This is a genomic window from Pseudomonas sp. P4_C4 (assembly GCF_056402055.1).
Genome location: NZ_JBFUID010000004.1, coordinates 13,935 through 28,998, shown reverse-complemented (window position 1 = coordinate 28,998; position 15,064 = coordinate 13,935). Strand labels below are relative to the sequence as shown.

The 15,064-nt window shown below is 60.2% G+C and carries 13 protein-coding genes; 12 read left to right on the top strand and 1 reads right to left on the bottom strand.

From position 1 onward, the window contains the following. The first annotated feature begins 2 nt into the window (after positions 1 to 2). The 9 genes from AC1DXW_RS04070 to trpE all read left to right on the top strand — a co-directional run bounded on the left by AC1DXW_RS04070 (position 3) and on the right by trpE (position 10,026). Positions 3 to 632: a response regulator gene (locus AC1DXW_RS04070; RefSeq protein WP_008051638.1), complete on the top strand. Its 630-nt coding sequence runs from the start codon at positions 3 to 5 to the stop codon at positions 630 to 632. Between the two features lie 374 nt (positions 633 to 1,006). After that, positions 1,007 to 2,131 (top strand): ABC transporter ATP-binding protein, encoded by a 1,125-nt coding sequence (locus AC1DXW_RS04065; RefSeq protein ID WP_477759780.1) that lies wholly within the window; start codon positions 1,007 to 1,009, stop codon positions 2,129 to 2,131. A gap of 48 nt (positions 2,132 to 2,179) precedes the next feature. Beyond that, positions 2,180 to 3,223: an ABC transporter substrate-binding protein gene (locus tag AC1DXW_RS04060; RefSeq protein WP_477756444.1), complete on the top strand. Its 1,044-nt coding sequence runs from the start codon at positions 2,180 to 2,182 to the stop codon at positions 3,221 to 3,223. A 182-nt stretch (positions 3,224 to 3,405) separates the two neighbouring features. Further along, complete coding sequence (locus AC1DXW_RS04055) at positions 3,406 to 4,653, top strand: ABC transporter permease (protein WP_108216892.1); 1,248 nt, start codon at positions 3,406 to 3,408, stop codon at positions 4,651 to 4,653. A gap of 12 nt (positions 4,654 to 4,665) precedes the next feature. Continuing rightward, positions 4,666 to 5,490, top strand: a complete 825-nt coding sequence (locus AC1DXW_RS04050) for an ABC transporter permease (protein WP_046039496.1) — start codon at positions 4,666 to 4,668, stop codon at positions 5,488 to 5,490. 230 nt (positions 5,491 to 5,720) lie between these two features. Then, entirely contained in the window at positions 5,721 to 6,869 is a 1,149-nt protein-coding gene (locus AC1DXW_RS04045; RefSeq protein WP_477755508.1) for an iron-containing alcohol dehydrogenase, read from the top strand. A 115-nt stretch (positions 6,870 to 6,984) separates the two neighbouring features. Beyond that, on the top strand, positions 6,985 to 7,659 hold the full coding sequence (gene rpe, locus AC1DXW_RS04040) for a ribulose-phosphate 3-epimerase (protein WP_477755507.1): 675 nt from the start codon (positions 6,985 to 6,987) through the stop codon (positions 7,657 to 7,659). Then, complete coding sequence (locus tag AC1DXW_RS04035; RefSeq protein ID WP_007986028.1) at positions 7,656 to 8,474, top strand: phosphoglycolate phosphatase; 819 nt, start codon at positions 7,656 to 7,658, stop codon at positions 8,472 to 8,474. Before rpe ends, AC1DXW_RS04035 begins: the two co-directional genes overlap by 4 nt. A 70-nt stretch (positions 8,475 to 8,544) precedes the next feature. Beyond that, the gene (gene trpE, locus AC1DXW_RS04030; RefSeq protein WP_477755506.1) at positions 8,545 to 10,026 is read left to right on the top strand and encodes an anthranilate synthase component I; all 1,482 of its coding nucleotides are present in this window, start codon (positions 8,545 to 8,547) and stop codon (positions 10,024 to 10,026) included. A 169-nt stretch (positions 10,027 to 10,195) separates the two neighbouring features. Here trpE and estP read toward each other — a convergent pair whose 3' ends face one another. Further along, positions 10,196 to 12,106 carry an esterase EstP gene (gene estP, locus AC1DXW_RS04025; RefSeq protein WP_477759779.1) on the bottom strand — a complete coding sequence of 637 codons (1,911 nt, stop codon included), beginning with the start codon at positions 12,104 to 12,106 and terminating at the stop codon, positions 10,196 to 10,198. A 408-nt stretch (positions 12,107 to 12,514) separates the two neighbouring features. On the opposite strand from estP, the gene AC1DXW_RS04020 reads away from it, so the two are divergent. The 3 genes from AC1DXW_RS04020 to trpC are packed head-to-tail and all read left to right on the top strand — an operon-like array spanning position 12,515 to position 15,000. Beyond that, positions 12,515 to 13,108 carry an aminodeoxychorismate/anthranilate synthase component II gene (locus AC1DXW_RS04020; protein WP_007906885.1) on the top strand — a complete coding sequence of 198 codons (594 nt, stop codon included), beginning with the start codon at positions 12,515 to 12,517 and terminating at the stop codon, positions 13,106 to 13,108. Positions 13,109 to 13,117: 9 nt separating this feature from the next. After that, positions 13,118 to 14,167, top strand: coding sequence for an anthranilate phosphoribosyltransferase (gene trpD / locus AC1DXW_RS04015; RefSeq protein ID WP_223548332.1), 1,050 nt, complete (start codon positions 13,118 to 13,120; stop codon positions 14,165 to 14,167). Then, positions 14,164 to 15,000, top strand: coding sequence for an indole-3-glycerol phosphate synthase TrpC (gene trpC, locus AC1DXW_RS04010; RefSeq protein WP_477759778.1), 837 nt, complete (start codon positions 14,164 to 14,166; stop codon positions 14,998 to 15,000). Before trpD ends, trpC begins: the two co-directional genes overlap by 4 nt. The last annotated feature ends 64 nt before the right edge of the window (positions 15,001 to 15,064 follow it).

Here is a 15,064-nt window from a genome sequence, read left to right as displayed (position 1 = left end):
AAGTGATTCGTGTACTGGTAGCCGAAGACCACACCATCGTTCGCGAAGGCATCAAGCAGTTGATCGGCCTGGCCAAGGACTTGCTGGTGGTGGGGGAGGCGAGCAATGGCGAGCAGTTGCTCGACACCTTGCGTCATGTGCCCTGCGAAGTGGTGTTGCTGGACATCTCCATGCCAGGCGTCAACGGTCTGGAAGCGATTCCGCGGATTCGCGCCCTGAATAATCCGCCGGCGATCCTGGTGTTGTCGATGCACGACGAAGCGCAGATGGCCGCCCGGGCGCTGAAGGTGGGCGCTGCCGGTTATGCGACCAAGGACAGCGACCCGGCGCTGTTGCTGACGGCCATTCGCAAAGTGGCGTCGGGCGGGCGTTATATCGACCCGGAACTGGCAGACCGCATGGTCTTCGAGGTCGGCCTGACCGACTCGCGTCCTTTGCATTCGCTGCTCTCCGAGCGCGAATTTTCTGTGTTCGAACGCTTGGCCCAGGGCGCCAACGTCAACGATATCGCCCAGCAACTGGCGCTGAGCAGCAAAACCATCAGCACCCACAAGGCGCGGCTGATGCAGAAACTCAACATCACCTCGTTGGCGGAACTGGTGAAGTACGCGATGGAACACAAGCTCCTCTAAACCACACCGCTGTACCTGTGGGAGCGAGCTTGCTCGCGATGAGGCCCTATCAGTCAATACTGATGTCGACTGACAGTCCGCTATCGTCGGAACGCCGCCCGGAGCAAGCTCGCTCCCACAGGGTTCTCCATCAGTCGTTGAACCGTGCGCATATCCAATAGCGACGTGCCTGACGAGCTGCTTTCACCGTTACTTGTGGCTTGTAGCTGACCCCTTGCCACTACATTTGCCAAAACGCGCCATCCTTGTAGGGCAATCCCTACCCCCAACCTTCCATCCGGCTGAGGCGAATCTCTCTTGCCCCCCGATTTGCGTGGTCTCCAGCGTCCACTAGGCTTAATCCCACAGCAGTCATCAATAACAAAGGTGTGGGTATGAGCCAGGTCGATTCAAGTGCAGGGGCCAATGATGTTCTGGTCAGCTTTCGTGGAGTGCAGAAGAGCTACGACGGCGAGAACCTGATCGTCAAAGACCTCAACCTGGACATTCGCAAAGGCGAATTCCTCACCTTGCTCGGGCCGTCCGGTTCCGGCAAGACCACCAGCCTGATGATGCTCGCCGGCTTCGAAACGCCGACCGCGGGCGAAATCCTGTTGGCGGGGCGTGCCATCAACAACGTGCCGCCGCACAAGCGCGACATCGGTATGGTATTTCAGAACTATGCATTGTTCCCGCACATGACGGTGGCCGAGAACCTGGCGTTCCCGCTGACCGTGCGTGGCATGAACAAGAGCGACGTCAGTGCCCGGGTCAAGCGGGTCCTGAGCATGGTCCAGCTCGATGCCTTCGCCCAACGCTACCCGGCGCAGCTCTCCGGTGGTCAGCAACAGCGTGTGGCATTGGCCCGCGCACTGGTGTTCGAGCCGCAATTGGTGCTGATGGACGAACCCCTCGGCGCACTCGACAAACAACTGCGTGAACACATGCAGATGGAGATCAAGCACCTGCACCAGCGCCTGGGCGTCACCGTGGTCTACGTGACCCACGATCAGGGCGAAGCCTTGACCATGTCCGACCGTGTGGCGGTGTTCCATCAGGGCGAAATCCAGCAGATCGCGCCGCCGCGCACCCTCTACGAAGAGCCAAAGAACACCTTCGTCGCCAACTTCATCGGCGAGAACAACCGCCTCAATGGCCGCCTGCACAGCCAAACCGGCGACCGTTGCATTGTCGAACTCGGACGCGGTGAAAAGGTGGAAGCCCTGGCGGTTAACGTCGGCCAGACCGGTGAGCCGGTGACCCTGTCCATTCGTCCGGAGCGCGTGAGCCTCAATGGCTCCAGCGACCAATGCGTCAACCGCTTCACCGGGCGAGTCGAAGAATTCATCTATCTGGGCGACCACGTCCGGGTGCGCATGGAAGTCTGCGGCAAGACCGACTTCTTCGTGAAACAGCCGATTGCCGAGCTTGATCCCTCGCTCGCCGTCGGCGACGTGGTACCGCTTGGCTGGCAGGTCGAGCACGTTCGCGCACTCGACCCACTTCTAGAGGCGCATTGATCGCCCCGGCAATACCAACACCAACCCTGCACGTGGAGAGAACAATAAATGTTGAGATCCCTGAAATTCACCGCTTTGGCACTGGGCATGATGGGCGCGGCACACGCAATGGCGGCTGGCCCGGACCTGACCGTGGTGTCCTTTGGCGGCGCGAACAAGGCGGCTCAGGTCAAAGCCTTCTACGCACCGTGGGAAGCGGCAGGTAACGGCAAGATCGTGGCCGGCGAGTACAACGGCGAAATGGCCAAGGTCAAGGCCATGGTCGACACCAAAAGCGTGTCCTGGGATCTGGTAGAGGTTGAATCGCCGGAACTGTCCCGTGGTTGCGACGAAGACATGTTCGAGCAGCTCGATCCGAAGTTGTTCGGCAAGAACGAAGACTACGTCAAGGGCGCCATCCAGCCTTGCGGCGTGGGTTTCTTCGTGTGGTCGACCGTGCTGGCCTACAACGCCGACAAGCTGAAAAGCGCACCGACCAGTTGGGTGGATTTCTGGGACACCAAGCAGTTCCCGGGCAAGCGTGGTCTGCGTAAAGGCGCCAAGTACACCCTGGAATTCGCACTGATGGCCGACGGCGTTGCGCCGAAAGACGTCTACAAAGTGCTGGCCGGCAAGGACGGTCAGGACCGCGCATTCAAGAAGCTCGATGAACTCAAGCCGAACATCCAGTGGTGGGAAGCCGGCGCACAACCGCCGCAATACCTCGCTTCCGGTGACGTGGTCATGAGTTCGGCCTACAACGGCCGGATCGCTGCCGTGCAGAAAGAAAGCAACCTGAAAGTGGTGTGGAACGGCGGCATCTACGACTTCGACGCATGGGCCATTCCAAAAGGCCTGGACAAGGCGCGTGCCGAAGCGGCGAAGAAGTTCATCGCTTACTCGGTGATGCCACAACAACAGAAGACCTACTCGGAAAACATCGCCTACGGCCCGGCCAACACCCAAGCCGTACCGTTGCTGTCCAAGGATGTCCTGAAAGACATGCCGACCACCCCGGAGAACATCGCCAACCAGGTGCAGATCGACGTCAGCTTCTGGGCTGACAACGGCGAGCAACTGGAACAGCGCTTCAACGCCTGGGCTGCCAAGTAAGACCGCACCGCGGGCTTACGCTGTAGGAGCGAGCTTGCTCGCGAAAGCGGTGGGTCAATCAACATGGATGTTGAATGTGATGGCCTCATCGCGAGCAGGCTCACTCCTACAAGTTGCGGTGTTTCAACACAACAGGGGCGGTTCGCCGCCTCTGTAACGATCAAAGATTCCCGGAGTACGTCATGGCTATCGCCGTTCCCCTGAACGAGGGCACCAGCCCCACCTTGAAGCAGCGGCTCAAGCACGCCGAGCGGGTCAACCGCTGGAAGGCCCAGGCGTTGATCGCGCCGCTGGTGCTGTTTCTGTTGCTGGTGTTCCTGGTGCCGATCGTGGCGCTGCTCTACAAAAGCGTTGGCAACCCGGAAGTGGTCGGCGGCATGCCGCGCACCGTGACCGCCATCGCCAGCTGGGACGGCCGCGGCCTGCCCGCTGAACCGGTTTACAAAGCGGCGGCCGAAGATCTCGCCGACGCTCGCAAGAACCAGACCCTGGGCGATTTGTCCAAGCGCCTGAACATGGAACTGGCCGGCTACCGCAGCCTGCTGACCAAAACCGCCCGCGCCTTGCCGCTCGCCACTGAGCCGGCTTCTTATAAAGAAGCGCTGGAAGGTCTCGATGAACGTTGGGGCGACCCGGCCTACTGGCAAGCGGTACGCCGCAACACCAGCAGCATCACCCCGTATTACCTGCTGGCGGCCGTCGATCATCGCATCGACGACCTCGGCGAAATCGCCCCGGCCACCCCGGACCAGGCGATCTACCTCGACATCTTCGCCCGCACCTTCTGGATGGGCCTGATCATCACCGTGATCTGCCTGGTGCTGGCATACCCCTTGGCTTACCTGCTGGCGAACCTGCCGTCACGGCAGAGCAACCTGCTGATGATTCTGGTGCTGTTGCCGTTCTGGACCTCGATCCTGGTGCGGGTCGCGGCGTGGATCGTATTGCTGCAATCGGGTGGCCTGATCAACAGCGGCCTGATGGCCATGGGCATCATCGATAAGCCGATCGAGCTGGTGTTCAACCGCGTCGGTGTCTACATCTCGATGGTGCACATCCTGCTGCCGTTCATGATCCTGCCGATCTACAGCGTGATGAAAGGCATCTCGCCGACCTATATGCGTGCCGCGATTTCCCTCGGCTGCCATCCGTTCGCCAGTTTCTGGCGGGTGTACTTCCCGCAGACCTATGCCGGTGTCGGCGCCGGATGCCTGTTGGTGTTCATCCTCGCCATCGGCTACTACATCACCCCGGCATTGCTGGGCAGCCCGAACGATCAGATGGTCAGCTATTTCGTCGCCTTCTACACCAACACCAGCATCAACTGGGGCATGGCGACCGCACTCGGTGGATTGTTGCTGCTGGCGACTGTGGTGCTTTATCTGATTTACAGCTGGCTGGTGGGCGCCAGCCGCCTGCGCCTGAGCTAAGGGGAGAACGAAATGCTGAGTCCTTATATGTCGCCCATCGAACGGGTGTGGTTCTACAGCTTGCGGATTCTCTGCGGCTTGATTCTGTTGTTCCTGATCCTGCCGGTACTGGTGATCATTCCGCTGTCGTTCAACTCGGGGAGTTTTCTGGTCTATCCGCTGCAAGGCTTTTCGCTGCACTGGTACCAGGACTTCTTTGCCTCGGCGGAATGGATGCGTTCGTTGAAGAACAGCATCATCGTGGCCCCGGCAGCGACGGTACTGGCGATGATCTTCGGCACGCTGGCGGCGATCGGCCTGACCCGAGGCGATTTCCCGGGCAAGCCGCTGGTGATGGCGCTAGTGATTTCGCCGATGGTGGTGCCGGTGGTGATCATTGGTGTGGCCAGTTACCTGACCTTCGCTCCACTGGGATTTGGCAACAGCTACACCTCGCTGATCGTCGTGCATGCCGTGCTCGGTGTGCCGTTTGTGATCATCACAGTGTCGGCGACCTTGCAGGGGTTCAACCAGAACCTGGTACGGGCCGCGGCAAGCCTGGGCGCTTCGCCGTTGACCACGTTCCGCCGGGTGACCTTGCCGCTGATTGCACCGGGCGTGATCTCGGGGGCGCTGTTTGCCTTTGCGACTTCGTTCGATGAGGTGGTGGTGACGCTGTTCCTCGCAGGTCCCGAACAAGCGACCCTGCCACGGCAGATGTTCAGCGGCATCCGCGAAAACCTCAGCCCGACCATCGCTGCCGCCGCGACGCTGCTGATTGCCTTCTCGGTGATCCTGTTGCTGACCCTGGAATGGCTGCGCGGGCGAAGCGAGAAACTGCGTACGGCGCAGGTTTAAGCCTTCACACCAATCAACTGTAGGAGCGAGCTTGCTCGCRATGGTCGTCAACGATAACGCGGGCCTTCTGAATGCCCGCGTCGCACTCAGGTTCATCGCGAGCAAGCTCGCTCCTACAGTGTATTTTGGTGTTCCCGGAAAACTCGGTCATTCATGACCTGAATGGAAGACAACCCGCAATCCCCAGCTACTATTGTGCCCAGCTCCCCTATCTATAAGAGGCTGCGCACATGAGTCTTTCCTCTTTCAAGATCGCTCACAAACTGATCACCGGCGCAGGTGCCATCGAGCAATTGTCTGCCGAGCTGGCGCGTCTGGACATCGACAACCCACTGATCGTCACTGATGTCGCTTTGGTGAAATCAGGCACAGTAGAACTGGCACTGGCGCAGCTGGGCGAACGCAGCTACGAGATTTTCGATCGGGTACTGCCAGACCCGGAAATCGCCATCGTCGAAGATTGCATGCGTGCCTATCGCGACGGTGGGCATGACGGCTTGATCGGCCTCGGCGGCGGCAGTGCCATCGACATTGCCAAGAGCGTGGCGGCCTATGCCGGTTACCACGGCGCGCTGGAGGATCTGTTCGGTATCGATCAGGTCCCGCGCAAGGGCCCGCCGCTGATTGCCATCCCGACCACCGCCGGCACCGGCTCGGAAGTGACCAACGTCGCCATCCTTTCCGACAAGGTCGCGCAACTGAAGAAGGGCATTGTCAGCGACTACCTGTTGCCGGATGTGGCGCTGGTCAGTCCGCAAATGACCCTGACCTGTCCGCGCAGCGTCACGGCGGCCAGCGGCGTCGATGCGCTGGTGCACGCTATCGAGTCCTATCTGTCGGTCAACGCCTCGCCGATTACCGATGCGTTGGCCATTGGCGCCATCAAGTTGATCGCCAAGGCTTTGCCCAAGGCCTACGCCAACCCGTCGAACCTGCAAGCCCGGGAAGACATGGCCACTGCCAGCCTGATGGCCGGGATGGCGTTCGGCAATGCCGGGGTCGGCGCGGTGCATGCGCTGGCGTATTCGCTGGGCGGGCGTTTCAACATTGCCCATGGGGTCAGTAATGCCTTGCTACTGCCCCATGTCATGACCTGGAACAAGATGGCCTGCATCGAACGCATGCAGGATATCGCCGAGGCCATGGGTGTGAAGACCGCTCATTTGAGCATCAACGAAGCGGCCGACAAAGCCGTGCAAGCCATGAGCGAGCTGTGTGCAGCCGTGGAAATTCCTCAGGGCCTGCGCAGTTTCGGTGTGCCCGAGGACGCCATCCCGTCCATGGCCGTGGAAGCAGCGGGGATCGAGCGCTTGATGCGCAACAATCCGCGCAAATTGAGTGCCACCGATATCGAAAAGATCTATCGCGCGGCGTATTAGGGCTTCTGCCGTTGATGGATGATGGCAAGGTCCAATCATCGCGCTCACGGTGCGCACGTCAAAGCATGAGGTATACAATGCGCGCCATCGTGATTCTGCTCAGAAAAGGTGCGTCATGCAGCCCTTCGTAATTGCTCCGTCGATTCTCTCCGCCGACTTCGCCCGCCTGGGTGAAGAAGTGGACAATGTCCTGGCCGCCGGCGCTGACTTCGTGCACTTCGATGTCATGGACAACCACTACGTGCCCAACCTGACCATCGGCCCGATGGTCTGCGCGGCACTGCGCAAGTACGGCGTGACCGCGCCGATCGACGCGCACCTGATGGTCAGCCCGGTGGACCGCATCGTCGGCGACTTCATCGAAGCCGGCGCTACTTACATCACCTTCCACCCGGAAGCCACCCAGCACATCGACCGCTCCCTGCAATTGATCCGCGAAGGCGGCTGCAAGTCGGGCCTGGTGTTCAACCCGGCGACCCCGCTGGATGTGCTCAAGTACGTCATGGACAAGGTCGACATGATCCTGTTGATGAGCGTCAACCCGGGCTTCGGCGGGCAGAAGTTCATCCCTGGCACCCTCGACAAGCTGCGTGAAGTGCGGGCGCTGATCGATGCCTCCGGCCGTGACATTCGCCTGGAAATCGACGGTGGCGTGAACGTGAACAACATCCGCGAAATCGCAGCGGCCGGTGCCGACACCTTCGTCGCCGGCTCGGCCATCTTCAATGCGCCGAACTATCAGGAAGTCATCGACAAGATGCGTTCCGAACTGGCGCTGGCTCGCCCATGAGTGGCTTTGAGCAGTTGTTCCCGGGGCAACTGCCGCGGCTGGTGATGTTCGATCTGGACGGTACCTTGATCGACTCGGTCCCGGACCTGGCAGTGGCTGTGGACAAGATGCTGCTCAAACTCGGTCGTAAGCCCGCCGGTCTGGAAGCAGTACGCGAATGGGTCGGCAACGGCGCGCCGGTATTGGTGCGTCGTGCGCTGGCTGGCGCTATCGATCATTCGGCGGTCGATAACCACGAGGCCGAACGGGCGCTGGAGTATTTCATGCAGGCTTATGGCGAGAGCCATGAGTTGACGGTGGTGTATCCCGGTGTGCGCGACTTCCTCAAGTGGCTGCAAAAGCAGGGCGTCGAGATGGCGCTGATCACCAACAAGCCGGAGCGTTTCGTCGCGCCGCTGCTGGATCAGATGAAAATCGGTCGTTACTTCCGCTGGATCATCGGCGGCGACACCCTGCCACAGAAAAAACCCGATCCGGCCGCGCTGTTTTTCGTGATGAAAATGGCCAACATTCCGGCTTCGCAGTCGTTGTTTGTCGGCGATTCGCGCAGCGATGTGCTGGCGGCGAAAGCGGCGGGGGTCAAGTGCGTGGCCCTGAGCTACGGCTATAACCACGGTCGGCCAATTGCCGAAGAGTCGCCGGCGCTGGTGATCGACGACCTGCGCAAACTAATTCCCGGTTGCCTGGATCCGGCCGCTGAGATAACGTTGGCCGACGCTGTCAAACCCCCTTCTGGAAACGCCATCGTGGTGGTCACTCGCAAACTCTGGATGAAAGTCATCAAGGCCCTGGCCCGCTGGCGTTGGCGCGCCTGACTTGATTCTGGCCGGTTATCCGGCGCGTTTGCATACCTGACTGTTCGACCCTCAAGCCACGAGGCACCTCATGATCCGCGAAGAATTCCTGCGTTTGGCCGCTGCCGGCTACAACCGCATCCCGCTTGCCTGCGAAACCCTGGCCGACTTCGACACGCCGCTGTCGATCTACCTGAAGCTGGCCGACGAGCCCAATTCCTACTTGCTGGAGTCCGTACAGGGCGGCGAGAAGTGGGGCCGTTACTCGATCATCGGCTTGCCGTGCCGCACCGTGCTGCGGGTTCACGATCATCACGTCAGCGTGACCGTCGATGGCGTCGAGACCGAAAGCCACGATGTGGAAGACCCGCTGGCCTTCGTCGAAACCTTCAAGGCCCGCTACAACGTGCCGACCATTGCCGGCCTGCCGCGCTTCAACGGCGGCCTGGTGGGCTACTTCGGTTACGACTGCGTGCGTTACGTGGAAAAGCGTCTGGGCAAGTGCCCGAACCCGGATCCGCTGGGCGTGCCGGACATTCTGCTGATGGTTTCCGACGCGGTGGTGGTGTTCGATAACCTGGCCGGCAAGATGCACGCCATCGTCTTGGCCGACCCGGCGCAGGAAGACGCCTTCGAACAAGGTCGCGCACGCCTGGAAGAGCTGCTGGAAAAACTCCGTCAGCCGATCACCCCACGCCGTGGCCTGGACTTCAGCAAACAACAATCGGCTGACCCGGTATTCCGCTCCAGTTTCACCCAGGACGATTACGAAAAAGCCGTCGACACCATCAAGGAATACATTCTGGCCGGTGACTGCATGCAGGTCGTGCCGTCCCAGCGCATGTCGATCGACTTCAAGGCGGCACCGATCGATCTGTACCGCGCACTGCGCTGCTTCAACCCGACGCCTTACATGTACTTCTTCAACTTCGGCGACTTCCACGTCGTCGGCAGTTCGCCGGAAGTGCTGGTGCGGGTCGAAGACAACCTGATCACCGTGCGCCCGATTGCCGGCACCCGTCCGCGGGGCGCCAACGAAGAGGCCGACCTGGCGCTGGAAAAAGACCTGCTGTCGGACGACAAGGAAATCGCCGAACACTTGATGCTGATCGACCTCGGTCGCAACGACACCGGTCGCGTATCGGAAATCGGTTCGGTGAAGCTCACCGAGAAGATGGTCATCGAGCGATACTCCAACGTGATGCACATCGTGTCCAACGTCACCGGGCAACTGAAAGCAGGGCTGACGGCCATGGACGCACTGCGAGCGATTCTGCCGGCGGGCACCTTGTCCGGCGCACCGAAGATTCGCGCAATGGAAATCATCGACGAACTGGAGCCGGTCAAGCGTGGCGTCTACGGCGGTGCAGTCGGTTACTTCGCCTGGAACGGCAACATGGACACCGCCATTGCGATCCGCACGGCGGTGATCAAGAACGGCGAACTGCACGTGCAGGCCGGTGGCGGCATTGTGGCTGACTCGGTGCCGGCGCTGGAATGGGAAGAAACCCTGAACAAGCGTCGCGCGATGTTCCGCGCCGTTGCCCTGGCTGAACAGACCCCGGAAAGCTGAGCTGACCACAAATCCTGTGGGAGCGAGCTTGCTCGCGATAGCGGTGGGACAGGCAACATCAATGTTGACTGTGAAGCCCTCATCGCGAGCAAGCTCGCTCCCACAATGATCTCATCGCCAAAAAAAACGCGGCGCCTGTGAGGGCGCCGCGTTTTTTATTGCCTGCACATCAGAAGTCCAGCGCAACACCTAGGTTGATGCCCTGTTGGGTGAAATCGTCGTCCTTGCGAATACTGTAGCTGGCGCGCAATGCCAGGTCCTTGGTGAGGTTGTGGCTCACCCCAAGGTTCACACGTTGCAAATGACTTTGCGGGGTGTAGCCTTCCAGCGTGAACTGATTGTTCGGCAGGCTGTTGAGGTTGATACCCACGTCCTGAGTGTCGTCGTTGTACTCACGCTCGATTGCCGCTTCGCCGAAAACCTGGGTTTGCGGGGTGATCTGGTATTTGCCTTGCAGGCCAGCGCCCAGACGCCGGGAAATACGCTCCTGATCGGCGAAGGTCAGCGCCGTGGAATTGTTGCCGTCCTCCGAGTAACCGTCGACTTGTACCTTGGAGAAGTCGGCGCTGACAAACGGAGACAGGTGCCAGGGGCTGCTGGCTTGTTGCGCAATGTCGTAACCCACGCGTGCGCTGAAGGCTTCGACGTAGCCGCTGGTATCGCCTTTTTCGCCGCGTTCGTTGACGCCCAGCTGGAATTTACGCTTGAGGCTATCGTAATCCAGATGCCCGGCCGTCAACGCCGCATCAGCCCACACACGGTTTTGCTGGTACTGGGCGAATGCCGTGCCCAGGTAAGTGTTGAGCTTGTAGTCGGAATCGTTGTTGCCGGCTTCGAGTTTCTGGTTATAGAAACCGGCCACCAGGCCGACACGCCAGGCATCGTCGAGACGATAGCTGCCACCAATGTTCAGGTTGGCTCCGTTACCGTCGGCGCTTGCCACGCTGTCCTGACCGTCAAAGTCCTGATGCTGTCCGCCGCCGGAAACAATGGCTCGCCATTGGCCGACGCCTTGCCAGTTTTCCCAATCGGCCAGCCACTGATTGCGCAATTCATCCTGATGCGCACGCACGGTGCCCTGGGCCATTTCCGGCAGCAAGGTCAGCTCCCACGGCGCCGCCAGTAGGGAATAGGCGTAATCGGCAATCAGGCGCTGCCCGGCTTCGGTGGGGTGCACCGAGTCGTTGTAGATCAGCTTGGTCGGGTCCGGCGTGGCGCTGTTGATGCCGTAGCGGGCGTTCTCGGTGCAGCCGTTGCCGCTGAAGCAGGTGGCGATGAGGTTCTGGTCGGTGGCCAGGCCAAACTGTGCCGGGTTGGCGAACGTCTCTTTGAGCAGTACCGGAATGTTGAGCGGGATGACTTCGGCATTGATGTTTTGCAGTCGGCTTACCAGTTCAGTGTTGAACTGGGCGCTGAGTTGGGACGTGAACGCTTGCAGCGGGGTGCCGTTGAACGCCGGGGTAAAGCCGATATCGGGCAGCAACCAGACCATGACGTACTTGGCGCCGGCGGTTTGCAGCGTCTGCACGCTGTCGGCCAGGCGGTCGGCGGCGGCACTGGCCTGGGGCAGACTGGTGACTCGACCTTGCAGGAAGTCGTTACCGCCGCCCGACAGGTAATACAGTGCGTTCGGGTCGGCACGGAAGTTATTGGATGGAAGATAGCCGGCCCGGGTGCGTTCGCCGGTGGCGGAGGTGCTGGTAATCGAATCAAGAATCTGGTCGGTACGGTAGCCGCCTACAGCCCAGTTGTTACCATCAGGCAGGCCTTCGTTGGCGCGAACTGCTGAAGCAGAGGATGCCGTCTGGTCTGGTGAAAACCCCAGTTTTCCGCCCAGAATCTGCGTGGCGTTGAGCGAGCGGACTTCGCCACTGCCATCCAGGTACACCGGCCCCGTCCGGTTGGTGAAGCGCTGCGTCGCCCCGGCAGGCCCGCCCGTGTCGGCAAAGGTCCCAGCGTCGTTGAGGCTGTCCCCGAAGACAATGAAACTTGTATAAGGATTAGGTGCGGCGTTCGCCTGGGCGCATGCGATCGCGAGCAAGCATCCTGCGAGTGGTACAAACAACGACTGTTTGATCATGAGCAAGTCCGTTTATTTATTGTTGTAGTGAACGAAACGACAGTACCAAAAACTTTCGGCCTTTTGCCATCTGTCGCGAAGCCTTTGATAGTTTCGCGGGCAGCACCCCCGGCGATATTGCGCGCTCTGCCCAGCTAAGTTACTGTGCCGGAACGTACGAACGAGACCTTCCCCGTGTTGATCATCAGTAAACTCCTGGATCAAGTCATCAAGGCACACGCCCGCTGGCGTTGGCGCGCCTGAATTCTTTTGCCGGCCTTGCCGGACCTGTATCGCTTTGCCTTCTTTACCTGTTTGAAATGCCGCTTTGCTGGCGCTGCTCCAGCACCAGACAAAGCGCAGCGCTCTGCGGGTAAATCATTCGAAGGCCATCTTAAAAGTCAGTGAATTCAAGAGGTTCTAAACGCCATGTTGCTGATGATCGATAACTACGACTCCTTTACCTACAACGTTGTGCAGTACCTGGGCGAGCTCGGCTCCCAAGTCAAGGTCGTGCGCAACGATGAACTGACCATCGCTGAAATCGAAGCCCTCAACCCTGAGCGCATCGTTGTGTCCCCCGGTCCTTGCACGCCGACCGAAGCCGGCATCTCGATTGAAGCGATCAAGCATTTCGCCGGCAAACTGCCGATTCTTGGCGTCTGCCTCGGCCACCAGTCCATCGGCCAGGCTTTTGGTGGTGATGTGGTGCGCGCCCGCCAAGTGATGCACGGTAAGACTAGCCCGGTATTTCACGAGGACAAGGGTGTATTCGAGGGCCTGAATCGTCCGCTGACGGTCACGCGCTATCATTCATTGATCGTCAAGCGCGAAACCCTGCCAGATTGTCTGGAACTGACCGCCTGGACCCAGCTCGAAGACGGCTCGGTCGACGAGATCATGGGCCTGCGTCACAAGACGCTGAACATCGAGGGCGTGCAGTTTCACCCTGAGTCGATCCTCACCGAACAGGGCCACGAACTGTTCGCCAACTTCCTCAAACAAACCGGCGGCACGCGCTAAGGACTTTTCATGAATATCAAGACAGCCCTGAGCCGAATCGTCGATCACCTCGACCTCAGCACCGATGAAATGCGCGATGTCATGCGCGAAATCATGACCGGGCAATGCTCCGACGCGCAGATCGGCGCGTTCATGATGGCCATGCGCATGAAGAGCGAAAGCATCGACGAGATCGTCGGCGCGGTGTCGGTGATGCGCGAGCTGGCGGACAAAGTCGAACTCAAGACACTCGACGGTGTGGTCGATGTGGTCGGCACCGGCGGCGACGGCGCCAATATCTTCAACGTGTCGACCGCTGCTGCGTTCGTGGTTTCCGCTGCTGGCTGCACCGTGGCCAAGCACGGCAACCGTGCAGTCTCGGGCAAGAGCGGCAGTGCCGATCTGCTGGAGGCGGCCGGTATCTACCTGAACCTGACACCGGTGCAAGTGGCGCGCTGCATTGATAACGTTGGTATTGGTTTCATGTTTGCCCAGACCCATCACTCTGCGATGAAATACGCTGCAAGCCCGCGCCGCGAACTGGGTCTGCGGACCTTGTTCAACATGCTCGGCCCGCTTACGAATCCGGCCGGTGTGAAGCATCAGGTGGTGGGCGTGTTCACCCAGGCATTGTGCCGGCCGCTGGCGGAAGTGTTGCAGCGTCTGGGCAGCAAGCATGTGCTGGTGGTGCATTCGAAGGATGGCCTGGATGAGTTCAGCCTGGCAGCACCGACCTTCGTGGCAGAGCTGAAAAACGACCAGATCACCGAGTATTGGGTCGAGCCGGAAGACCTGGGCATGAAGAGCCAGAGCTTGCATGGCCTGGCGGTGGATAGCCCGGCGGCGTCCCTGGAACTGATTCGCGATGCCCTGGGCAAGCGCAAGACCGAGAACGGTCAGAAAGCGGCCGAGATGATCATGCTCAATGCCGGTGCCGCGCTGTACGCAGCCGACCATGCCAGCAGTTTGAAAGAGGGAGTTGCACTTGCGCACGATGCGCTGCACACCGGCCTCGCTCGGGAAAAGCTCGAGGAGCTGGGTGCGTTTACCGCGGTATTCAAAGTGGAGAATGAGGGATGAGTGTACCGACGGTTCTGCAAAAGATTCTGGCGCGCAAGGTCGAGGAAGTCGCCGAGCGCAGCGCTCGCGTCAGCCTCGCCGAGCTGGAAAGTCTGGCCAAGACGGCCGATGCACCCCGTGGTTTTGCCAAGGCCTTGCTGGCTCAGGCCAAGCTGAAGCAGCCGGCAGTCATTGCCGAAATCAAAAAAGCCTCGCCGAGCAAAGGTGTGATCCGCGAGAACTTCGTTCCCGCCGACATCGCCAGAAGCTACGAGAAGGGCGGCGCGACCTGCCTGTCGGTACTCACCGACATCGACTACTTCCAGGGCGCGGATGCGTACCTGCAACAGGCCCGCGCGGCGTGCCAGCTGCCGGTGATCCGCAAGGACTTCATGATCGATCCATACCAGATCGTCGAAGCCCGTGCCTTGGGTGCCGACTGCGTGCTGTTGATCGTTTCCGCGCTGGATGACGTGAAAATGGCCGAACTGGCGGCCGTGGCCAAAAGCGTCAACCTCGATGTGCTGGTGGAAGTCCACGACGGCGACGAGTTGGAGCGGGCCTTGAAAACCCTCGACACTCCACTGGTTGGCGTGAACAACCGCAATCTGCACACCTTCGATGTCAGCCTGGAAACCACCCTCGACCTGTTGCCGCGTATTCCGCGCGATCGTCTGGTCATCACCGAGAGCGGCATTCTCAACCGCGCCGATGTCGAACTGATGGAAATCAGCGACGTCTACGCGTTCCTGGTCGGCGAAGCGTTCATGCGCGCCGAAAGCCCGGGTACCGAGTTGCAGCGTCTGTTCTTCCCTGAGCGCGGTGTACCTGTCAGCGGTTCGACCCTCGACTGAAAAGCATCGCGAGCAAGCTCGCTCCCACAGGGTTTGATGGTGGCCACAAAATCTATGAGCTGCC

Bases quoted from the DNA above. Each gene is read 5' to 3' on its own strand.
- AC1DXW_RS04065 (WP_477759780.1), top strand. From the start codon at position 1,007: ATGAGCCAGGTCGATTCAAGTGCAGGGGCCAATGATGTTCTGGTCAGC.
- AC1DXW_RS04060 (WP_477756444.1), top strand. From the start codon at position 2,180: ATGTTGAGATCCCTGAAATTCACCGCTTTGGCACTGGGCATGATGGGC.
- AC1DXW_RS04055 (WP_108216892.1), top strand. From the start codon at position 3,406: ATGGCTATCGCCGTTCCCCTGAACGAGGGCACCAGCCCCACCTTGAAG.
- AC1DXW_RS04050 (WP_046039496.1), top strand. From the start codon at position 4,666: ATGCTGAGTCCTTATATGTCGCCCATCGAACGGGTGTGGTTCTACAGC.
- AC1DXW_RS04045 (WP_477755508.1), top strand. From the start codon at position 5,721: ATGAGTCTTTCCTCTTTCAAGATCGCTCACAAACTGATCACCGGCGCA.
- rpe (WP_477755507.1), top strand. From the start codon at position 6,985: ATGCAGCCCTTCGTAATTGCTCCGTCGATTCTCTCCGCCGACTTCGCC.
- AC1DXW_RS04035 (WP_007986028.1), top strand. From the start codon at position 7,656: ATGAGTGGCTTTGAGCAGTTGTTCCCGGGGCAACTGCCGCGGCTGGTG.
- trpE (WP_477755506.1), top strand. From the start codon at position 8,545: ATGATCCGCGAAGAATTCCTGCGTTTGGCCGCTGCCGGCTACAACCGC.
- estP (WP_477759779.1), bottom strand. From the start codon at position 12,106: ATGATCAAACAGTCGTTGTTTGTACCACTCGCAGGATGCTTGCTCGCG.
- AC1DXW_RS04020 (WP_007906885.1), top strand. From the start codon at position 12,515: ATGTTGCTGATGATCGATAACTACGACTCCTTTACCTACAACGTTGTG.
- trpD (WP_223548332.1), top strand. From the start codon at position 13,118: ATGAATATCAAGACAGCCCTGAGCCGAATCGTCGATCACCTCGACCTC.
- trpC (WP_477759778.1), top strand. From the start codon at position 14,164: ATGAGTGTACCGACGGTTCTGCAAAAGATTCTGGCGCGCAAGGTCGAG.